At 55.5% G+C, this 19,520-nt stretch carries 20 protein-coding genes; 12 read left to right on the top strand and 8 right to left on the bottom strand.

Features of this window, described 5'->3' with window-relative positions; translation table 11 throughout:
* Position 1 precedes the first annotated feature (1 nt).
* Positions 2-1,237 carry a response regulator gene (locus VXJ35_RS14980; protein WP_064022182.1) on the bottom strand — a complete coding sequence of 412 codons (1,236 nt, stop codon included), beginning with the start codon at positions 1,235-1,237 and terminating at the stop codon, positions 2-4.
* A 311-nt stretch (positions 1,238-1,548) separates the two neighbouring features.
* Here VXJ35_RS14980 and hrcA point away from each other — a divergent pair, with 311 nt between their 5' ends.
* The 8 genes from hrcA to dapB all read left to right on the top strand — a co-directional run bounded on the left by hrcA (position 1,549) and on the right by dapB (position 8,242).
* Positions 1,549-2,589, top strand: a complete 1,041-nt coding sequence (gene hrcA / locus VXJ35_RS14975; RefSeq protein ID WP_064022181.1) for a heat-inducible transcriptional repressor HrcA — start codon at positions 1,549-1,551, stop codon at positions 2,587-2,589.
* 49 nt (positions 2,590-2,638) lie between these two features.
* Positions 2,639-3,277, top strand: coding sequence for a nucleotide exchange factor GrpE (gene grpE / locus VXJ35_RS14970; RefSeq protein WP_064022180.1), 639 nt, complete (start codon positions 2,639-2,641; stop codon positions 3,275-3,277).
* A gap of 71 nt (positions 3,278-3,348) precedes the next feature.
* Positions 3,349-5,286 carry a molecular chaperone DnaK gene (dnaK, locus tag VXJ35_RS14965; protein WP_064022179.1) on the top strand — a complete coding sequence of 646 codons (1,938 nt, stop codon included), beginning with the start codon at positions 3,349-3,351 and terminating at the stop codon, positions 5,284-5,286.
* Positions 5,287-5,385: 99 nt separating this feature from the next.
* Positions 5,386-5,721 (top strand): hypothetical protein, encoded by a 336-nt coding sequence (locus VXJ35_RS14960; RefSeq protein WP_064022178.1) that lies wholly within the window; start codon positions 5,386-5,388, stop codon positions 5,719-5,721.
* Between the two features lie 45 nt (positions 5,722-5,766).
* Entirely contained in the window at positions 5,767-5,955 is a 189-nt protein-coding gene (locus VXJ35_RS14955) for a hypothetical protein (RefSeq protein WP_064022177.1), read from the top strand.
* A complete protein-coding gene (locus VXJ35_RS14950) occupies positions 5,940-6,245 on the top strand; it encodes a type II toxin-antitoxin system RelE/ParE family toxin (protein ID WP_082880944.1) in 306 nt (101 codons plus the stop codon). Before VXJ35_RS14955 ends, VXJ35_RS14950 begins: the two co-directional genes overlap by 16 nt.
* Positions 6,246-6,292: 47 nt before the next feature.
* Positions 6,293-7,432, top strand: coding sequence for a molecular chaperone DnaJ (gene dnaJ / locus VXJ35_RS14945; RefSeq protein WP_064022176.1), 1,140 nt, complete (start codon positions 6,293-6,295; stop codon positions 7,430-7,432).
* 3 nt (positions 7,433-7,435) lie between these two features.
* Positions 7,436-8,242 (top strand): 4-hydroxy-tetrahydrodipicolinate reductase, encoded by an 807-nt coding sequence (dapB, locus tag VXJ35_RS14940; protein ID WP_064022175.1) that lies wholly within the window; start codon positions 7,436-7,438, stop codon positions 8,240-8,242.
* Between the two features lie 46 nt (positions 8,243-8,288).
* On the opposite strand, the gene VXJ35_RS14935 is transcribed toward dapB, so the two are convergent.
* Positions 8,289-8,726: an NUDIX hydrolase gene (locus VXJ35_RS14935; RefSeq protein ID WP_054758582.1), complete on the bottom strand. Its 438-nt coding sequence runs from the start codon at positions 8,724-8,726 to the stop codon at positions 8,289-8,291.
* A gap of 202 nt (positions 8,727-8,928) precedes the next feature.
* On the opposite strand from VXJ35_RS14935, the gene rapA reads away from it, so the two are divergent.
* On the top strand, positions 8,929-11,694 hold the full coding sequence (gene rapA / locus VXJ35_RS14930) for an RNA polymerase-associated protein RapA (RefSeq protein WP_064023537.1): 2,766 nt from the start codon (positions 8,929-8,931) through the stop codon (positions 11,692-11,694).
* A gap of 4 nt (positions 11,695-11,698) precedes the next feature.
* Here the strand turns inward: rapA and VXJ35_RS14925 are convergent, their stop codons facing one another.
* On the bottom strand, positions 11,699-12,055 hold the full coding sequence (locus tag VXJ35_RS14925) for a PilZ domain-containing protein (RefSeq protein WP_054758583.1): 357 nt from the start codon (positions 12,053-12,055) through the stop codon (positions 11,699-11,701).
* Positions 12,056-12,207: 152 nt separating this feature from the next.
* On the opposite strand from VXJ35_RS14925, the gene VXJ35_RS14920 reads away from it, so the two are divergent.
* Positions 12,208-13,512 carry a DEAD/DEAH box helicase gene (locus tag VXJ35_RS14920; RefSeq protein WP_064022174.1) on the top strand — a complete coding sequence of 435 codons (1,305 nt, stop codon included), beginning with the start codon at positions 12,208-12,210 and terminating at the stop codon, positions 13,510-13,512.
* Here the strand turns inward: VXJ35_RS14920 and VXJ35_RS14915 are convergent.
* A complete protein-coding gene (locus VXJ35_RS14915) occupies positions 13,499-13,801 on the bottom strand; it encodes a cupin domain-containing protein (protein WP_331711073.1) in 303 nt (100 codons plus the stop codon). The genes VXJ35_RS14920 and VXJ35_RS14915 overlap by 14 nt on opposite strands.
* 83 nt (positions 13,802-13,884) lie before the next feature.
* Here VXJ35_RS14915 and VXJ35_RS14910 point away from each other — a divergent pair, with 83 nt between their 5' ends.
* On the top strand, positions 13,885-14,529 hold the full coding sequence (locus VXJ35_RS14910) for a DoxX family protein (RefSeq protein WP_082880943.1): 645 nt from the start codon (positions 13,885-13,887) through the stop codon (positions 14,527-14,529).
* A gap of 60 nt (positions 14,530-14,589) precedes the next feature.
* Here the strand turns inward: VXJ35_RS14910 and VXJ35_RS14905 are convergent, their stop codons facing one another.
* A complete protein-coding gene (locus tag VXJ35_RS14905; protein ID WP_054758585.1) occupies positions 14,590-14,895 on the bottom strand; it encodes a DUF2288 domain-containing protein in 306 nt (101 codons plus the stop codon).
* Positions 14,896-14,981: 86 nt separating this feature from the next.
* Between VXJ35_RS14905 and VXJ35_RS14900 the strand changes: the two genes are divergently transcribed.
* The gene (locus VXJ35_RS14900) at positions 14,982-15,683 is read left to right on the top strand and encodes a TPR end-of-group domain-containing protein (RefSeq protein WP_064022171.1); all 702 of its coding nucleotides are present in this window, start codon (positions 14,982-14,984) and stop codon (positions 15,681-15,683) included.
* A gap of 79 nt (positions 15,684-15,762) precedes the next feature.
* Here the strand turns inward: VXJ35_RS14900 and grxD are convergent, their stop codons facing one another.
* The 3 genes from grxD to VXJ35_RS14885 all read right to left on the bottom strand — a co-directional run bounded on the left by grxD (position 15,763) and on the right by VXJ35_RS14885 (position 19,506).
* Positions 15,763-16,083, bottom strand: a complete 321-nt coding sequence (gene grxD / locus VXJ35_RS14895) for a Grx4 family monothiol glutaredoxin (protein WP_064022170.1) — start codon at positions 16,081-16,083, stop codon at positions 15,763-15,765.
* A gap of 260 nt (positions 16,084-16,343) precedes the next feature.
* Positions 16,344-17,015, bottom strand: a complete 672-nt coding sequence (gene rpe, locus VXJ35_RS14890) for a ribulose-phosphate 3-epimerase (RefSeq protein ID WP_054758591.1) — start codon at positions 17,013-17,015, stop codon at positions 16,344-16,346.
* Positions 17,016-17,124: 109 nt separating this feature from the next.
* The gene (locus VXJ35_RS14885; protein WP_064022169.1) at positions 17,125-19,506 is read right to left on the bottom strand and encodes an EAL domain-containing protein; all 2,382 of its coding nucleotides are present in this window, start codon (positions 19,504-19,506) and stop codon (positions 17,125-17,127) included.
* Positions 19,507-19,520 lie beyond the last annotated feature (14 nt).

Raw genomic sequence — 19,520 nt, 5'->3', positions numbered from 1 at the left:
CTCAGCCTCCTATTTTTTTCGCGAAACTTGCCGTGACCTTCTCGGCCAGTGTCCGCCACTCGCTGATACGGTCCAGCTTGCCTATTCGCTGCAAATAGGTTTGGTCCAGCGCCATGTCGAACAAACGGCCGTAACCGGGCGCCACCGCAGGGTTGAGCAAGCATGATGCTACGTGTACTGCGGTCAGTGCGTTGACGCCGTCGTATTCGGAATCGCTCGGCGTGTTTTGCAGCAAAATCGATTCGATGATACGCGGCGGTATTTTCCATAAACTTAGCACGTAAGCGGCAGCTTCCGCGCGGGTAAAGCCGAAGATGGACAACTCCAGTTCCGCCAGCGGCTTATCGCTGTTTATGGCTTGTTCCACCAGGATTTTCAGTTTATCGCCGCAGCGCGACATAAAAATCAGCAAACCCATATTGTGCAACAGGCCGCCCAAATAAGCCTGGTCAGGCCTGTCTTCGCTTTGCCGTTCCGATAACGCAATCAGCCGCGCCAGTTCGGCCACCCGGGCGGCGTCCTGCCATAGATACTCCATGTACCGTTCCACAGCCGGATCGTTGACCGGAAAGGCGGTTTTGACGTGTACCGATAACACTAGGCTATTGAGTTTTTTCAGGCCGATCAGATTAATCGCGTCGGTCAGATTCGACACGGTTCGCTGCAAGCCGAAATAAGGCGAATTGACCAAATGCAGCAGTTTGGCGGAAAGCACCATGTCTTTGGCGAAGATATCGGCGATTTGGGTGCTGGTGGCGCGTTCGTCGCCGATCGCGGCGTTCAGCTCGTGGTAAATTTTCGGCAGGCTCGGCAATTGGCTGGCCTCGCCAACTTCCGCGGCGATACGCGGATTATTGACGCAAGCCTGGATTTTGAAGATTTGGCAGATCGTTTCCCGCAAGATTTCCGCGCTGCAAGGCTTGGCCAAATATTGATGCGCCACTTCCAGGCCGAGGCGCAAGCTGGTTTCGTCGGCATAGCCGCTGAGGATCATGCGGACCGTGCCGGGGTAGGCCGCGGCGACCTTGGCCAATAATTCGTCGCCGCGCATTTCCGGCATCATCATGTCGCAAACGATCAAATCGATGGGTTGGCGCTGCATCAGCTCCAGGGCTTGTTTGCCGGAGGTGGCGAAGTGCAGATGCCATTGCCCGCGGTAAGGGCGCAGTTGGCGTTTGATGCCGCTGATCACGTGCTCGGTGTCGTCGACGAACAGGATGTGTTTGTTGCCGTTCATGCCCGGAACCTCAGGCAGACTTTGCCCCGTACGGGGAAGTCTGTCGCGCAGCGCGCAAAAAATCGCGGGTTTCGCGTTTCGGGGTGGTGAGCATCGGTCACAATGGTCGGGTTGCTAGGAGCTTTAAGTTTAGATAAGCCGAGCCGGTTTGTCCGCCGGTAGTGGGCAAGCCGGTGCGTAATAAGGCCAAACCCCGTTTTTTCCGGCCCGGATTAAGGTTTACCCGACATTGACAAGGGTTGGGGCAACTGATAGTTTTGCTGTTGGCACTCGGCAGTGTGGAGTGCTAACGAATTTCGAAGGTACCGAATGTGGCTGGCGGACAGGATTTAAACGAACGATCGCTTTATTTGCTCAAAACCCTGGTGGAGCGTTACATCCAAGACGGCCAACCGGTCGGGTCGCGCCTGTTGTCCAAGGATCCGAATTTGAAACTAAGCCCGGCCAGTATCCGCAACGTGATGGCGGATTTGGAAGAGATGGGCTTGATCCATTCGCCACATACCTCCGCCGGGCGAGTGCCGACAGTCAGCGGTTACCGCTTGTTCGTCGATAGCCTGCTGACGGTCAGGCCGTTGGCGTCCAGCGAGCTGGACCAGTTGCAGGCCGGCTTGCTCAGCGAGACCGAGACGGCCAGCGATTTGTTGGGCAAGGCCTCCAAGCTGCTGTCCGACGTCACCAAAATGGCCGGCGTCGTAACCTTACCGCGCCGCGAAAGCGTCTCCCTGCGCCACATCGAGTTTTTGCCGATGTCCAGTACCCGGCTGCTGGTGATCTTCGTCACCGATACCGAAGAAGTGCATAACAAGATCATCCATACCGAAAAACAATTTTCGCCGGCCGAGTTGCAGCAGGCCGCCAATTATTTGAACTCGGTCTTTACCGGCCGCAGTTTGGCCAAAATTCGCGAATTGGTGGTCAAGGATCTGGAAAAAGACAGGCATTCGGTCAACCAGGGCATGATCGATGCGGTCAACATGGCGCAACTGGCCTTTGCCGAGCAGCCCAACGACGACTATGTGTTAAGCGGCGAAACCAACTTGATGGGTTTTTCCGAGCTGTCGGACATGGACCGGCTCAAACAGTTATTCGAAGCCTTCAGCCAGAAACGCGGCGTGATCCATTTGTTGGACCAATGCCTGCAGGCCGACGGCGTCCAGATTTTTATCGGCGAAGAGTCCGGCTACAGCGTGTTCGAGCGTTGCAGCCTGGTAACCGCGCCTTACTCGGTCAACGACGAAGTCGTCGGCGTGCTGGGCGTGATCGGTCCGACCCGGATGGCTTACGAGAAGGTGATTCCGTTCGTCGACGTCACGGCAAAATTATTGGGCGCGGCCTTGAATCCGAAATAAAAGCCCTTATCGTTAGCCCAACTCAAAAAATTAGAACCATGGAGAAACTATGAGTCACCAGCAATCGAGTCACGAACAGCAGACGGACGCCGAACTGATCGCCGAAGTACTGGAGCAAAACAAACCGGCCGCGGCGGAAGCCGGCGGCGAAGAGCCGGCAGCGGAAGAAACGGTCAGCATCGAATCCTTGCGCCAGCAATTGGAACAAGCCCAACAACAGGCGGCCGCTAATCTGGATAAAGCCTTGCGGACTCAGGCCGAAATGGAGAATTTGAAAAAACGGGTACAAAAGGATTTGGACGACGAGCGCAAATACGGCTTGGCTAAATTCGCTAAGGAATTGCTCAGCGTGCTGGACAGTCTGGAATTGGGGATTCAGGCCGCATCCGGCGACAGCCCGGAAGTGGTCAAGTTACGCGAGGGCAGCTTGCTCACAGTCAAACAATTCGAATCGGTATTCGCCAAATTCAACATCGAAACCATCGACCCGCTGGGCCAGCCGTTCAACCCGGAATTCCACCAGGCCATGGTTATGCAACCCAGCGAAACCGCCGAGCCGAATTCGGTATTGAACGTATTTCAAAAAGGTTACATTCTGAACGGCCGTTTGTTGCGTCCGGCCATGGTCGTGGTGGCGAAGGCTGCCGACAAACCGGCCGACGGCGCAAAAATCGATGAGCAGGCTTGAAAATCAAACGATCAACCGCATATCGCTAACAACTTTTTAACTTACCACTTATTCAAGTCTGGAGAATTTCAATGGGCAAAATGATCGGTATCGATTTAGGAACCACCAACTCCTGCGTAGCCGTACTGGAAAACGGCACCGCGCGGGTCATCGAAAACAGCGAGGGCGCCCGTACCACGCCTTCCATCATCGCCTTTACCAACGATAACGAAGTATTGGTCGGCCAATCCGCTAAGCGCCAAGCCGTAACCAATCCGGAAAACACCTTGTTTGCGATCAAACGTTTGATCGGCCGTCGTTTCAAAGAAGACGCGGTGCAAAAAGACATCAAAATGGTGCCTTACAAAATCATCGAAGCCAACAACGGCGACGCTTGGGTGGAATGCCACGGTAAAAAAATGGCGCCGCCGGAAGTGTCTTCCCGCGTGTTGATGAAACTGAAAAAAGACGCCGAAGCGTTCCTGGGCGAAGAAGTGACCGAAGCGGTCATCACCGTGCCGGCTTACTTCAATGACTCGCAGCGCCAAGCCACTAAAGACGCCGGGCGTATTGCCGGTTTGGATGTCAAACGCATCATCAACGAACCGACCGCCGCTGCACTGGCGTTCGGTATGGACAAGCCTAAAGGCGACACCACTATCGCGGTTTATGACCTAGGCGGCGGTACTTTCGATATTTCGATTATCGAAATCGCCGAAATCGAAGGCGAGCACCAGTTCGAAGTTTTGGCCACCAACGGCGATACCTTCTTGGGCGGTGAAGACTTCGACTTACGCATCATCGATTTCCTGGCCGGCGAGTTCAAAAAAGACACCGGCATCGATTTGCACAACGATCCTTTGGCTTTGCAACGTCTGAAAGAATCAGCCGAGAAAGCCAAAATCGAATTGTCGTCAGCCGAGCAAACCGACATCAATCTGCCCTACATCACCGCCGACGCCTCCGGCCCGAAACACTTGAACGTCAAATTGACTCGCGCCAAATTGGAGTCTTTGGTTGACGACTTGATCGAACGTACCAAAGGTCCTTGCCTGCAAGCGATCAAAGACGCCGGTATTTCGGCTGCAAAAATCAACGACGTGATCCTGGTCGGCGGTCAAACCCGGATGCCGAAAGTGCAGGCGTTCGTTAAAGAATTGTTCGGCAAAGAGCCGCGCAAAGACGTCAACCCTGACGAAGCGGTGGCCTTGGGTGCGGCGATTCAAGCCGGCGTATTGGGCGGCGACGTTAAAGACGTGTTGTTGCTGGACGTTACCCCGTTGTCTTTGGGTATCGAAACTCTGGGCGGCGTGATGACCAAATTGATCGAGAAAAACACGACGATCCCGACCAACGCTTCGCAAGTGTTCTCGACCGCCGAAGATCATCAAACCGCGGTGACTGTGCATGTATTGCAAGGCGAGCGGGAAATGGCGTCCGGCAATAAATCGCTGGGCCGTTTCGATTTGCAAGATATCCCGCCGGCACCGCGCGGCATTCCGCAAATCGAAGTCTCGTTCGATATCGACGCCAACGGTATCTTGAACGTCTCTGCCAAAGACAAAGCCACCGGCAAGAAGCAGTCCATCGTGATTAAAGCTTCCAGCGGTTTGTCCGACGACGAAGTCGAACGCATGATCAAGGACGCCGAAGCCCATGCCGACGAAGACCGCAAGCTGAAAGAGCTGGTTTCCGCCCGCAACGCGGCGGAAGGCATGATCCACGCTACCGAAAAATCGCTGAAAGAGCTGGGCGACCAAGTCAGCAGCGACGAAAAATCGGCGATCGAAGCGGCGATTAAAGACCTGCATGCGGTATTGAAAAGCGACGACAAAGATGCCATCGAAGCCAAAACCAACGCCCTGACCGAACTATCGGGTAAACTGGCCGAACGCGTCTATGCCCAAAAAGGCGGCGCCGAAGCGGCTGCATCCGGCAGCCACGAACACGCAGCCGGCGGCCAACAAGCCGAGCCAGACCACAATGTGGTCGATGCCGAGTTCGAGGAAGTTAAGGACGATAAGAAGTAAGGTGTAAAACTCTGGGCGGACGGAGAAATCCGTCCGCTTTTTTGTTTATATCTTAAAGATGCCTAATATGGCTTTCATTTTGTGTATAGGAGATATTAAATGGAATTCACGGACTACGAATTAGACGGTATGTTGAGAATGATTGCCGCTGAAATTGGGATTGACCCAAATCAAAACTTGAGCGCTGAAAAAATTTTCTTAGTAATAGAAGATAATTACCCTGAAGTGGCATCAGCCTTTCATGGGTACGTGTATGGAAAAGACAGGTTGAAAGCTAGATTATCAACGATAGCCCCTCAAGAAATGATTGGTAGCAATATTTCAGTTGAGGGGGAGCCCCGGTTATTGAATTGTTATAAAAAGTTGGGTGAATTATATCCTCTATTGCGAAAGGCAATTGACGATGTAAAAACACAAGTGACCAAAGTAGGGTAGTTCTGTAGGGTACGCATCGCGTACCTTTTTGTTTGAGGAGGCGATATGCAAACCGCGGTTTCTGAAGTCAAAGAATTGCTAGACAGGCTGCCTGAAGAAAGCAGTTATGAGGATATTCAATACCATTTATATGTGATTGCAAAAATACAGCAGGGGCTAGCTCGTGCAGAATCTGAAGGCGGTATTCCTCATGCTGAAGTCGAAAAACAATTTGCACAATGGCTCTCAGACTAATTTGGTCTCCCGAGGCTGTCGAAGATTTGAATTCGATTGCGGAATATATTGCAAAAGACTCGGTATTCTATGCTCGTTCAGTGGTGCGTAAAGTATTCTCTATAGCCAAAGAAATTCCGAGTTCTCCTAACATTGGCCGAATAGTTCCGGAAATCGGCAACAGTATCATCAGAGAACGGTTTGTATACAGCTACCGGTTGGTTTATAAGGCTGATGAAAAGCAAGTTACTGTCCTGGCTGTGATTCACGGTAAACGATTATTGGAAAATATCTCTGAACGTTTCAACTGACTGAATAGTTTTTTAAATAAAAAGCAATAAAAAATTCCAAAATTAAAATGGCCGCAAAAGAAGATTTTTATAAACTGCTGGAAGTGGATCGCAACGCCAGCGAAGCCGAAATTAAAAAAAGCTATCGCAAGATGGCGATGAAATACCATCCGGATAGAAATAAGGATAATCCGGAAGAGGCGGAGAAAAAATTCAAGCTGATCAAGGAAGCTTACGAGGTTTTGTCGGATTCCAAAAAACGCGCGGCTTACGACCAGTTCGGCCATGCCGGTGTCGACCCGTCGATGGGCGGCGGCCGTGGCGGTTTTACCGGGGCGGAGAGCTTCAGCGATATTTTCGGCGACGTGTTCGGCGATATTTTCGGCGGCGGCCGCCAGCAGCGTAGCAGCGTACAGCGCGGCGCCGACTTGCGTTATAACCTGGAATTGACGTTGGAAGAAGCGGTTGGCGGTACAGAAGCCACCGTCAAAGTGCCGGTATTGGTCGCGTGCGGCGAATGTAACGGTAGCGGCGCGAAAAAAGGCAGCAGTCCGGTCACCTGCACCACTTGCCACGGCCACGGCCAAGTGCGGATGCAGCAAGGCTTTTTTTCGGTACAGCAAACCTGCCCGACCTGCCGCGGTACCGGCAAGCAGATCAAAGATCCGTGCCCGAAATGCTACGGCCAAGGCCGCGTGCAGGAAACCAAAACTCTCAACGTCAAAGTTCCGGCCGGCGTGGATACCGGTGACCGGATCCGTTTGGCTGGCGAGGGCGAAGCCGGATTGAATGGCGGGCCGTCAGGCGATCTGTACGTACAGGTGCAGGTCAAAGAGCATCCGATCTTCACCCGCGACGGCGCCAACTTGTATTGCGAAGTACCGATCAGTTTCCCGATGGCCTGTTTAGGCGGAGATTTGGAAGTGCCGACCCTGGACGGCAAGGTCATGCTGAAAATTCCGCCGGAAACTCAAACCGGTCGCATGTTCCGCTTGCGCGGCAAGGGCGTCAAGCCGGTCCGGGGCGGCGCGGTCGGCGATTTACTGTGCAAGGTGCAACTGGAAACCCCGGTGCATTTGACCAAGGACCAGAAAGCCTTGATCGAGAAACTGGGCGAATCTTTGTCCGGCGGCGGCAAACACCACAGTCCGCAAGAACATAGCTGGATGGACGGTGTGAAAAATTTCTTCGACAAGTTGACAGGATAATCCATGCAAAGAATCGCTGTTGCCGGCGCTTCCGGGCGCATGGGTTTGTGTTTGATCAAGGCGGCGTTGGCTGCGCAGCAGGCCGAATTGACTGTTGCGGTATCGCGGCCGGGGAGTCTGGCCGTCGGTAAAGATGCCGGCGAATTGGCCGGCCTGGCGCCGGCCGGGGTAGTCGTGACCGACGATTTGGCCGCGGTCGCCGATCGCTTCGACGTGTTGATCGATTTCACCCGCCCCGAAGCATCGATGAATTACATCGAAATTTGCCGCCAGACCGGGAAAAAAGTGGTGATCGGCACCACCGGCTATTCCGACGCGCAGAAAGCGGCGATAGCCGCTGCTGCTGACCAGGTGGCGATGGTGATTGCGCCCAATTTCAGCGTCGGCGTCAATCTTTCGCTGAAACTATTGGAAATGACCGCGAAAGTGATGGGCGATTACACCGATATCGAGGTGATCGAAGCCCACCATCGGCATAAAGTCGATGCGCCGTCCGGTACCGCATTGCGGATGGGCGAAGTGGTCGCGGCCGCATTGGGACGCGATCTGAAAGACTGTGCGATTTACGGCCGGGAAGGCGAAACCGGCGCTCGCGACCGCAAAACCATCGGCTTTTCGACGATCCGTGCCGGCGATATCGTCGGCGAACACACCGTGATGTTTGCCGACGAAGGCGAGCGGGTCGAAATCACCCACAAGGCCAGTAGCCGCATGACGTTTGCCAACGGTGCGGTGCGCGCCGCGATTTGGTTGGCGGATAAGCCGTGCGGCCTGTTCGACATGCAGGACGTGCTGGGCTTGAAAACCTGAGCCAAGTGGCCGGACTAAGCTCCGGCCTGGTAAAATCAGCAAAATCTTATATTCTCAACGGCGTTACCGCGCCGGTCAGTTTATAATGCCGGTAGTCGGCGATAACCTGGGCGTGATCGAAAGCCAGAACGGCCGGCAAACTGTCGAATGTAAACAATCCGCAATTTTTCGCATCGTCCGCCGCCAACGGTTCGCCGTGGGCTCGCGCTAGGTAAACGGCGGTAACGGTGTGGTTGCGCGGGTCTCGGGCCGGATCGGAATACAGCCCGAGCAATGCGGTCAGTTCGACCTCCAATCCGGTTTCCTCCTTCGCTTCCCGAATCGCCGCGTGTTCGACGGTTTCGCCGACGTCGACGAAACCGCCGGGTACCGCCCAGCCGTAAGGCGGATATTTGCGTTCGATCAGCACGAACGGGCTTTGCGGATGGTCGATCAATTCGATCAGGATGTCGGCGGCAAGCAGAGGTGTAATTGGTTTCGGCATGGCGGTCACGAGGCTGGGTTAAACGTTAAAATATCGGTCGGACTCAAGTTTATACCGGTTTTTGCCGGCGGCGGAAATGTGCGTGGCCCAGCAAAACGGAGCTTTCGGTTCGGCAGCCATGCCGGCCGGACTATATTGCTATCCGGGAACCGGCCGACCCTTCGTGTCGGCACCGACTGGAAATCAACTAAAACAGAAATACATGAACGAATTTATTCCCGGCCAACGCTGGATCAGCAATACCGAATCCGAATTGGGTTTGGGCATGGTAGTCGAAGCCGAAGCCAACCGCGTCACCGTCTTGTTTTTAGCGACCGGCGACCGGCGGGTTTACGCCAAGGACAATGCGCCGTTGACGCGGGTACAGTTCAGCGCCGGCGACGTTATCGAGTCGGTGGAGTACGCCAAAATCACTGTGCAGCAGGTACAGCAACACGCCGGCCTGTTGACCTATATCGGCTTGGATGAAAACGGCCGGTTACAGCAAATCGACGAAATGGAATTGAATCACCATATTCAATTCAACAAGCCGCAAGACCGTTTGTTTGCCGGCCAGTTCGACCCGACCGCTTGGTTTTTGTTGCGCTACGAGACCTGGCGCCGGCAACAGCAACACCAGCAATCCGCGGTTAAAGGCCTGCAGGGCGCGCGTGCGGCGCTGATTCCGCACCAGTTGTACATTGCCCACCAAGCTGCCAATCGCGCCGAACCGCGCATCATGCTGGCCGACGAAGTCGGTTTGGGCAAAACCATCGAAGCCGGCTTGATCATTCAACACCGCTTGATCAACGGCCTGAGCCAGCGGGTTTTGATTCTGGTACCGGAAAGTTTGATGTACCAGTGGTTGGTGGAAATGTTGCGCCGTTTTAATTTGCGCTTCAGCCTGTTCGACGAGTCGCGCTGCATGTCGTTTGCCGACGAGGGCAATCCGTTTCAACACGAACAATTGATTCTGTGCAGCCAACAGTTCTTCGCCGATTTTCCGGAGCGGCGCGAGCAGGCGCTCGAGGCCGGCTGGGATTTGGTCGTGGTCGACGAGGCTCACCATTTGGAATGGAGCGCGGAGGCGCCGAGCGAGGAATATTTATTCGTCGAACAACTGGCCGCCGCGGCACCGGGTTTGGTGTTATTGACCGCCACCCCGGAGCAATTGGGCAAGGAAAGCCATTTTGCCCGCCTGCGCTTATTGGACCCGGACCGCTTTTACGATTTCAAGCAATTCCTGGTGGAGGAAGGCCAATTCGAGCCGGTTGCCCGCCTGGCGAATCTGTTAATCGCCGGCGAAATGCTTGACGGCGAGCAACAAGCGTTGTTGCAACGTTTGTTGCAGCACGACAATGTCGACAATTGGTTGCGCGAGGTTAATGCCGCCGAAGGCAGCGCCCGAGAGGAATTGATCAAATTGTTGCTGGACCATCATGGCACCGGTCGGATTCTATACCGCAATTCGCGGCATACCGTGCAGGGATTTCCGGACCGGCAACGCCATGCCTATCCCTTGCAGGGCGAGGACGGCGCCGATTTGGCCAATAGCCCGTATTTGCACTGGCTGGTCGGCCAATTAAAAGCACTGGGCGACGAAAAAGCCCTGCTGATTTGTAAGCGGGCCGAGACCGCGATCCAATTGGAACAGTTGCTCCGCCACCATGTCGGCCATATGGCTGCAGTGTTCCACGAAGGCATGAGCATCGTCGAACGCGACCGCGCCGCGGCGTTTTTTGCCGACGAAGAGAGCAGGGCACAATTGCTGGTCTGCTCTGAAATCGGCAGTGAAGGCCGCAATTTCCAATTTGTCCGCCATTTGATCTTATTCGACTTGCCGGAAAATCCGGACTTATTGCAGCAACGCATTGGCCGGCTGGATCGGATCGGGCAGAAGCATGTGATTCAGATTCATATCCCGTATCTGGTCGGCAGCGGCCAGCATGTGCTCTACCGGTGGTACGAAGAAGGTTTGGATGCGTTCAGGCACAACTGTTCTGGCGCGGCGCAAGTGCTGAAATTGCTCGGCAGCGAACTGCATGAGGTATTGCGCGCGCGCGATCCGGCGGCAATCGAGGTGTTGATCGCCAAGACCCGCGACTTGAACAGTCGGGTTGAAGCAGAATTGCACAAAGGCCGCGATTTATTGCTGGAGCTGAATTCCTGCCGGCCGCAGGAGGCGGCGCAGTTGGTGGAGCAGATCCGCCGCAACGAGCTGGACGGCAGTCTGTGGCCTTACATGGAGGAGATGTTCGATTGTTACGGGGTCGATGTCGAGGACCATTCCCGCGATTGTTATATCTTGTGGCCCAGCGAAAACCTGCGCATCGCCCATTTTCCGATGTTGCAGGACGACGGCCTGACGGTGACGGTGGATCGGGATATTGCCTTGGCGCGCGAGGACATGCAGTTTCTGACGGCCGAGCATCCAATGGTGCTGTCGGCAATGGACTTGGTCTTGTCCAGCGAAACCGGCAACGCCGCAGTCAGCGTGGTCAAACATCCGCAGTTGAAAGCCGGCCAATTCCTGCTGGAGCTATTGTTCGTCGCCGAATGTAGCGCACCGGCAGAACTGCAATTAGGCCGGTTTTTGCCGCACACTCCAATCCGCGTCCTGGTCGACCAAAACAAGAAAGATCTGACGGCCGTTGTCGGCCACGATAGCTTGACCGAGACCGGAGACAGCTTCGATAAACTGCAGATCGCCCAGTTTTTGCATAGCCAGCGCCAGCACATTCAGGACATGATCCAGGTGGCCGAACGCTTGGCCGCGGCGCAGATGCAAAGGTTGGTGACCGAGAGCGGCAACCGGATGATTGCGGCGTTGACCGGCGAGATCAAGCGGTTGGTACGCTTGAAAAAAATCAATCCGGGCATCAAACCGCAAGAAATCGAACAACTGAAACAGCAAACGATGCTGTCTCACGAATGCATCCAGGATACCCAGTTACGGTTGGATGCGCTGCGTTTCGTGATTACCAGTTAGCGGTTTATTGGGTTTTGATGAATACGGTGGAGTTATCCAGCTCGATGCATTCGAACATCACATCGTCGATAGAACCGTCGATGTGGTCCACGTAATGCACGCCGCATTCGGATTCGTTTTGTTGGTGTTTCAGGATGCCGTGAACGCTGAAGGTGCTGCCGGATTCGGGCAGCGTCATCGTGATTTTGATATGGCCGATGATTTCGGCGGCGATCGGTTGTTTCAGTCTAACCCGAATTCCGCTGTAGCTGATGTCCAGAATATCGGCATCCAGCGCGATTTCCTGTTCGGCGGAGTAGAAGCGGAGGCCGGCTTTCAGGCCTTTCGGTTGTAATCTCGGGTGATTGCGTTTCTCGGTCATGCGGGCCTCCGTAAAAAGAATAACTTGCCTGTTAGGGTGGTTATTTTAGATAAAAAGTTTGTGTTTGCCGATTTTTCCCGGCGATAAATCGGGTAATTGGGCATTAATGGTTTCGCGTCCGGCTCAGCGGACGCCATCTGATGGGTTGATCAATGTTATTTTCAGAACTGGGTTTGTCCGAACAATTGTTGCGGGCGGTTGCCGAACAAGGTTATCAAACGCCGACGCCTATTCAGGCACAGGCGATTCCGGTGATTCTGCAGGGTCGAGACGTTTTGGCCGGTGCGCAGACCGGTACCGGCAAGACCGCGGGCTTCACCTTGCCGTTGTTGCACATCCTGCAGCAACAGCCGATTCCGCAAAAACCGCGGCCGGTCAGGGTGTTGGTGTTGACGCCGACCCGCGAGCTGGCGATGCAGGTCTACGAAAGCGTCAGAACTTACGGCAAGCATCTGCCGCTGTTTGCCGAGGCGATTTTCGGCGGCGTCAGTATCAATCCGCAGATTCAGAAAATCCGCCGCGGTACCGATATCGTTGTCGCCACGCCGGGGCGATTGCTGGATTTGATTCAGCAACAGCACCTGGATTTGTCCCACGTCGAGCATTTTGTGCTGGACGAGGCCGACCGGATGCTGGATATGGGTTTCATCCGCGATATTCGCAAAATCATCGCGCTGTTGCCGGAAAAACGGCAAAACCTGCTGTTTTCCGCGACTTACGCGCCGGAAATCGGTGCGTTGGCCGAGCAATTGCTGAACGATCCGGTCGAGATCGCCGTGGCTAAACGCAATGCCGCCGCGGATACCGTCTCGCAATTGGTTTACGGCATTCAGCGCGAATACAAACGCGAGCTGTTGGCGTATTTGATCGGCGACGGCCATTGGCAGCAAGTACTGGTATTTGTGCGGACCAAACACGGCGCGGACCGCTTGTGTAAGCAATTGATCAAAGACGGCATCCGTTGCGCGGCCTTGCACGGCGATAAGAGCCAGGGCGCCAGGGTCCGGGCTTTGGACGAATTTAAAAATGGTGCGATTACTGCGTTGATCGCGACCGATATTGCCGCGCGCGGGCTGGATATCGACCAATTGCCGCATGTCGTCAATTTCGACTTGCCGCAGGTCGCCGAAGATTACGTGCACCGCATCGGCCGCACCGGCCGGGCCGGCGCGGAAGGGCAGGCCATTTCGTTGGTCGACCCGGAAGAGGCGCATTTGTTGGCGGCAATCGAAAAATTGTTGAAACGGCAAATTCCGCGCGTCGCCGATACCGGTTACCCTCGCGTATCGTTGGAGCCCGGCAACGGCAAGCCGCCGGCAAAGCCGATAGCGCCGCGGCCCAAACCGCAGCAAACCGGGCGCCGCGCCCAACCAAGCGGCGGCAAGTCCGATCCCGGCAAACGCACCCCTCCGCGCAAACCGCGCCGCGGCAACGTCAACGCCGCTAAACCTCGTTAGCGGCGGAATCGCCGATATGGATCGCCAGCCAGACCGTGTCTTGGTCCGGGCTGGTCCAATCGACCCGGTGCAAGCAATGCGCCGGGATCATGACATAGTCTCCCGCAACCATCTCCAGCGCCGCAGCGGTTTTAAAACTCAGCCGCGCAGCGCCTTGCAATACCAGCACCCATTCGTCCCAGGCCTGGTCGTACCAAGCGTCTTTTGGCGTGATATGCCCGCGCGAGACGATGCGCTCGATGCGCAGATTGGGCGCGGCGAACAAGGTTTGGCATAATTCAATTGGCAACTGAACTGGAATGCCTGTAAAAATAGACGAACTGCTGATGCGCATATGGCAGATCAATAATAAAAACTTGGGGGAGGTTACTAATGAATATTACGCCATTAAACAAGGTACTTGAGACGCTGATCGGCAATATACCCGATGCGATGCGGCTGTCCAGCCGCTTTTGCGATAAAGCCGGGACTCTGGATTTTCTGGCGCCTTTGCTGATCCGCCTGTATTTGGTGCCGGTGTTCTGGATGGCAGGCACCAAAAAGTTCGCCAGTTTTTCCGATACGGCGGAGTGGTTCGGCAATGCCGAGTGGGGGCTGGGGCTGCCGGCTCCTTATGTGTTGGTGTTTTTGGTGGCGTTGTTCGAGCTGGTCGGCGCCTTGTGCCTGTTGTTCGGTTTTGCGACCCGGCCGATCTGTCTGCCGTTGATGGTGATCATGGCGGTTGCCGCGGCCACGGCCCACCTGCAAAACGGTTGGCTTGCCATCGCCACCGGCAGCGGGATTTTCGCTACCGACCGGACCGTCGGTGCAATCGAGCGTCTGGAGCGGGCCAAGGAAATCCTGCAGGCGCAAGGCGATTACGAATGGATCACCGAAAACGGTGCGTTGGCGATTTTAAATAACGGTATCGAATTTGCGGCGACGTATTTCGTGATGCTGCTGGCTTTGTTTTTCCTGGGTGGCGGCCGTTTCGTCAGCGCGGATTACTGGTTGCGCCGCCATTACGGGATAGAGTGATTCAATCGGCGGGCCGGCGGCGGCAGTTGCTGTCGCCGGCTTACCCGTCGCCGACACCGTTCAGCTTCGGTAATTCTGTACCAACACCCACGGTTTAACCACCACGGCCCAGACCGAACTGTCGGCGGCGATCCAGGCGGCGGCCTGGGCGTCGGAAACATGGCCGACTTGGCCGGCGTTCAGCCATGCTTCGACCTGAGCCTTGTTGTCCAACGAAAATTGGCAAGCCACCTCGAGCAAATCCAAGTCGTCGGCGACGGCAACCGCCAGGCCGGCCGCAAAAAAACGCTGTAACTCCGACCAAGGAATCGTCGACGTTTCCAAATTGATTTTGGCTTTTTCCAGCTCGGCGAGGGTTTCGCTCATTTACTTTTCCGGTTGTGGCGGGATGTTGTAGTATGCTGCGCTATTTTATCGCAACCCGGTTTGTAAAACAGAAGTGAGGAATCTTCATGTCGTTGTTGAGTTCATTTAAGAAGCGTTCGACCTTGGATGCCGCCATCAAGCAAGTCGCTCAGGCCCGCAAAAGCGAAGGCAGCAAGGCAGAGCAACTGTACAAAGGCGCTTACCAGGGCTTCGCCAGCGTGATCGCCGACCATTTGATTGTGTCCGAAGCGCTTTACCACTGGGGATTTGCCTTACTGCACGAAGCCAGAAGCCAGCAAGCGCAACAAGCCATCGAAATATACGAGGATGCAATTTCCAAGTTTTCGTTCTGCCTGTTGACCGCACCGAACTACTTGGGGGCTGCGATCGACGGCGGCGTCGCGTTTATGGAATTGGCCCGTATCAGCCCCGATTCGGCAAAACCCGAGTTGTATAAATTCGCCGAGGATTTTTTCGAAAAAGCCGGCGCGATTCAAAAAGGCAGTGCCGCCTACAACTTGGCTTGCATCTATGCATTACGGGGCGACCAGGACGCTTGCCTGAAAGCGCTGCAAACCGCCCGCGAATTCGGCAGTTTGCCGGACGAGCAAAATATTTTGCAGGACCCGGACATGGCGGCAGTGGTCGGCAGCCAGTGGTTCAAAGATTTTCTGGAAGAACTGCGCAAACAGCCGGCAGCCGAGGACGAGATCAAAGAGCAAACGATCAATGTCGAGCCGCGTTTCAAATTGGAAAAAAAGGAAGACTTCGATTACTACTCGAAATAGTCGGGATCGCTCCGCTTAGTCGCGGGCCGGTTCGGTCTAACCCCGCAAGCGCAGGCTGGGCGGGGTTTTTTCTGGCAAATTATTCTGCGGCGCCTGCGGCGGACAGCATCTTCGCCAGTTCGCCTTTGTTGTACAAGTCGGTGACGATATCGCAACCGCCCACCAATTGGCCGTCGATATACAATTGGGGATAAGTCGGCCAATTGGAGTATTCCTTCAATGCTTCGCGCAACTCTTGGTCTTCGAAAATATTGAAGTGGCTATATTCGGCATTGCATGCCGCCAATATTTGTACCACCCGGCTGGAAAAACCGCATTGCGGAAATTCCGGCGTACCTTTCATGTACAACATCACGCGGTTTTCGGATAACTGGTTTTGAATTTTTTCGATAACGCTCATGGTTAATCTCGGTTGCTAAACGGTATTCGGATTCTATCAATCGCCATTGCGGATTAGAAGTTTAACTTTGCCGCTGCGTTGCGGCTGCGCGAATCGGTCTGGAAATTCAGCCAAGCCGCAAAGCATCCGATTCGAGTCGGCGGCGTAGGCTCCAAGTCCATGCAGAGGAGAAAGGTAGACGTTTGCCGGCAGGGCCGGCGGGTGTGGCTCTGGTTCAGCCGCTGCGGAGCGATTCCGCAGCGGCTGCCGATCAAGCTTGGTTATTTGGCTTTGGCCAATTCCGCGCGCATTTCGTCGATGACGGCTTTGTAGTCCGGTTTACCGAAGATCGCCGAACCGGCAACGAAGGTGTCGGCGCCGGCTTCCTTGATTTCGCGAATATTGGCGGTATTGACGCCGCCGTCGATTTCCAGACGAATGTCCAAGCCGCTGTCGTCGATGATTTTTCTGACTTGGCGCAATTTGGGCAATGCGGACGGCAGGAAGGACTGGCCGCCGAAGCCGGGATTGACCGACATCAACAGGATCATGTCGCATTTATCCAGTACGTGTTCCAGATAGGTCAACGGCGTGGCCGGGTTGAACACCAGGCCGGATTTGCAGCCGTGGTCGCGGATCATTTGCAGGCTGCGGTCGATGTGGCGCGAGGCTTCCGGATGGAAGGTGATGTAACTGGCGCCGGCTTTGGCGAAATCGGGAATGATGCGGTCGACCGGTTCTACCATCAAATGCACGTCGATCGGTGCGGTGACGCCGTGTTTGCGCAACGCTTCGCAGACCAGAGGACCGATAGTCAAATTAGGCACAAAATGGTTGTCCATCACATCGAAATGCACGATATCCGCACCGGCATTTAAAACATTGACGACTTCTTCGCCCAAGCGCGCGAAGTCTGCGGAAAGAATAGAAGGTGCAATCAGATTGTCGGCCATCTTTTGATCCTTATGGGTCGGGTTAAAAAGCCGCATTATAACGTTTTTCCGCGGATTGGCTAAAACCGGGATCGCGGCAGCGAAATCCGCCTCCGCCTTGCCGGCCGGTTTAAGCCGCCGGCTGCGACCGCTCCCGGCGGTAAGCCGCCAAAAATTCCGAGAACTCCAACGCACACAGCGGTGGGCTGGTTAAAAAGCCCTGGTACAAATCGCATTGGCGGGTTTTCAGAAAAGCCAACTGCTCCGCGGTCTCGACGCCCTCGGCGATAACCCGCATGCGCAGGTTTTTGGCCATGGCAATAATCGTGGCAGTGATTTCCATATCGTCGGTGTGGTGCGGGATATCTTCGATAAAACTGCGGTCGATCTTCAACACGTCCAGCGGCAGCAATTTCAGATAAGCCAGCGACGAATAACCGGTACCGAAATCGTCTATCGCCAGATGCACGCCCAAGTCGTGCAGATTGTGCAGGATTTGGATCGCCTCTTTTTCGCGTTTCATCAATGCGCTTTCGGTCAACTCCAGTTCCAGCAGATGCGCCGGGAAGCCGGTCTCGCGCAGAGTTTTGGTCACCTCGGCCCGAATGTCGCTGTGCAGGAACTGTTGCGGCGACAGGTTGACCGCCAGCCGCAACGGCGGCAAGCCGGCATCCAGCCATTCCCGGCCCTGGCGGCAGGTTTCGCGTAGCACCCAATTGCCGATTGCGGTGATCAGTCCGGTTTCCTCGGCGATCGGAATGAAGCGAGTCGGCAACACCGTTTCGCCGGTCGCCGTTTGCCAGCGCACCAGTGCTTCGGCGGCCAGAATTTCGCCGGTTTCGACATCGACCTGGGGTTGGAAGAATACCCGCAACTCTCCCAGCTCGATGGCTTGGCGCAGGCGGATCTCGATATCGATGCGCTCGCGCGCGGCCCGGGTCAATTCCTCGGAAAAGTATTTGAAACGGTTGCGGCCTTCGTTTTTGGCTTGGTACAGCGCCGTATCGGCATGTTGGATCAATTGGTCCGGGGTGTTGCCGTGTTCCGGAAACATGGAAATGCCGACGCTGACGCCAATGCGCACTTCGTTGCCGCTGGGTAGGTGCCAGGTCTGGCTCAAGGTCTTGATGATCTGCGTCGCGACGTGGGCGGCCGCCTCCGGATGGCCGACTTCTTCCAGCAGCACGACAAATTCGTCGCCGCCGAGGCGGCAGACGGTATCGGAACTGCGCAGGCGTTTGGTCAGCCGCTTGGCGACCATCTGCAATAAGTCGTCGCCGGCCAAATGGCCGAAGCTGTCGTTGACATCCTTGAAGCGGTCCAGATCCAGCATCAACACCGCCATTTGCGTCGACTGGCGCCGGGCTTTCTCGATGATATGTTGCAGCCGGGATAGAAACAGCATCCGGTTCGGCAGTTTGGTCAGCGGATCGTGATGGGCCAGAAATTCCAGCTCCATTTCCGAAGCCTTCAGTTTGGTAATGTCGGCAAACACGCCGACATAGTGGCTGATGGCGCCGTCGCCGTCGCGCACGGTACTGATGCTGAGCAGTTCCGGATAGACTTCGCCGTTTTTGCGCCGATTCCAGATTTCGCCCTGCCAATGGTCGGTGGCCTCGATGCTGCTCCACATCTCCCGGTAAAATTCGGCATCGTGCCGGCCGGAACTGAGCAGGCGCGGGCTATTGCCGATGACCTCGTCCGCGCTGTAGCCGGTTATGGTCGTGAATGCCTTGTTCACCATCAAGATGCGGCGGTTGGCGTCGGTGACCATGACGCCTTCGCGGGTGCTTTCGAATACCGCGGCGGCTTGGCCCAGCGATTCTTCTTTGGCCTTGATTTCGGAGATATCGGTAATCGTGCCGACATAACCCAGCAGATTTCCGGCTTCGTCCAACTCCGGTTCGGCCCGGCCGATGACCCAGCGCAGATGGCCGTCGATATGCTGAAACCGGTATTGCAGCGTGAAGGGTTTGGCGTTGGCGACGCACGCCGCCCACTCGGCCTTGACCCGCTCCAAATCGCCGACGTACAAGCCGGCAAGCCAGCCGTCGCCGTGAGAATGGCTGTGGCTGAGCCCGGTAATCTCGCACCAGCGCTGGTTGACGTAATCGCAACTGCCAAACTGGTCTGTGCGGAAAATGCCGACCGGAGCGATTTTCGACAAGGTATGGAATAGCAGCTCGCTTTCCTGCAGCGCAAGTTCGGCTTGTTTGCGCGCTGTGATGTCGCGTAGCGCAATTACATAGGCCTGGGCCGATTCCCAATCCAGCGGAGTGGAGCGCATTTCGGCCCAGGCGATGCCGCTGGGCCGGATCAGATTGATATCCTGGTGAGTACCTTGATCGGTGGCGGCCGGGATGGCCAAAGCCTGGCCGGTCAGCGGGCCGCGTTCCAACAGTTGTTCGGCGGCCTGGTTGGAATACAGCACGATGCCTTGCGGGTCCACCACCATGACACCGTCGGTGATCGTGTCCAATATCAGCTTCAGTTGTTTGAAGGTTTGCGGCATTGTGCGGTGCGGAT

It is taken from the genome of Methylomonas sp. DH-1, assembly GCF_046097555.1.
Taxonomy (GTDB): domain Bacteria; phylum Pseudomonadota; class Gammaproteobacteria; order Methylococcales; family Methylomonadaceae; genus Methylomonas; species Methylomonas koyamae.
The sequence above is the reverse complement of the archived record's forward strand: the minus strand, read 5'-3'. Positions and strand labels throughout refer to the sequence as shown.

What these genes read in the sequence shown, in the direction of transcription:
- dapB (WP_064022175.1), top strand. Translation starts at nt 7,436, where the DNA reads ATGCAAAGAATCGCTGTTGCCGGCGCTTCCGGGCGCATGGGTTTGTGT.
- VXJ35_RS14925 (WP_054758583.1), bottom strand. Translation starts at nt 12,055, where the DNA reads ATGACCGAGAAACGCAATCACCCGAGATTACAACCGAAAGGCCTGAAA.
- dnaJ (WP_064022176.1), top strand. Translation starts at nt 6,293, where the DNA reads ATGGCCGCAAAAGAAGATTTTTATAAACTGCTGGAAGTGGATCGCAAC.
- rapA (WP_064023537.1), top strand. Translation starts at nt 8,929, where the DNA reads ATGAACGAATTTATTCCCGGCCAACGCTGGATCAGCAATACCGAATCC.
- VXJ35_RS14900 (WP_064022171.1), top strand. Translation starts at nt 14,982, where the DNA reads ATGTCGTTGTTGAGTTCATTTAAGAAGCGTTCGACCTTGGATGCCGCC.
- VXJ35_RS14920 (WP_064022174.1), top strand. Translation starts at nt 12,208, where the DNA reads ATGTTATTTTCAGAACTGGGTTTGTCCGAACAATTGTTGCGGGCGGTT.
- grpE (WP_064022180.1), top strand. Translation starts at nt 2,639, where the DNA reads ATGAGTCACCAGCAATCGAGTCACGAACAGCAGACGGACGCCGAACTG.
- rpe (WP_054758591.1), bottom strand. Translation starts at nt 17,015, where the DNA reads ATGGCCGACAATCTGATTGCACCTTCTATTCTTTCCGCAGACTTCGCG.
- VXJ35_RS14905 (WP_054758585.1), bottom strand. Translation starts at nt 14,895, where the DNA reads ATGAGCGAAACCCTCGCCGAGCTGGAAAAAGCCAAAATCAATTTGGAA.
- VXJ35_RS14960 (WP_064022178.1), top strand. Translation starts at nt 5,386, where the DNA reads ATGGAATTCACGGACTACGAATTAGACGGTATGTTGAGAATGATTGCC.
- VXJ35_RS14955 (WP_064022177.1), top strand. Translation starts at nt 5,767, where the DNA reads ATGCAAACCGCGGTTTCTGAAGTCAAAGAATTGCTAGACAGGCTGCCT.
- VXJ35_RS14935 (WP_054758582.1), bottom strand. Translation starts at nt 8,726, where the DNA reads ATGCCGAAACCAATTACACCTCTGCTTGCCGCCGACATCCTGATCGAA.
- VXJ35_RS14950 (WP_082880944.1), top strand. Translation starts at nt 5,940, where the DNA reads ATGGCTCTCAGACTAATTTGGTCTCCCGAGGCTGTCGAAGATTTGAAT.
- grxD (WP_064022170.1), bottom strand. Translation starts at nt 16,083, where the DNA reads ATGAGCGTTATCGAAAAAATTCAAAACCAGTTATCCGAAAACCGCGTG.
- dnaK (WP_064022179.1), top strand. Translation starts at nt 3,349, where the DNA reads ATGGGCAAAATGATCGGTATCGATTTAGGAACCACCAACTCCTGCGTA.
- VXJ35_RS14910 (WP_082880943.1), top strand. Translation starts at nt 13,885, where the DNA reads ATGAATATTACGCCATTAAACAAGGTACTTGAGACGCTGATCGGCAAT.
- VXJ35_RS14980 (WP_064022182.1), bottom strand. Translation starts at nt 1,237, where the DNA reads ATGAACGGCAACAAACACATCCTGTTCGTCGACGACACCGAGCACGTG.
- VXJ35_RS14885 (WP_064022169.1), bottom strand. Translation starts at nt 19,506, where the DNA reads ATGCCGCAAACCTTCAAACAACTGAAGCTGATATTGGACACGATCACC.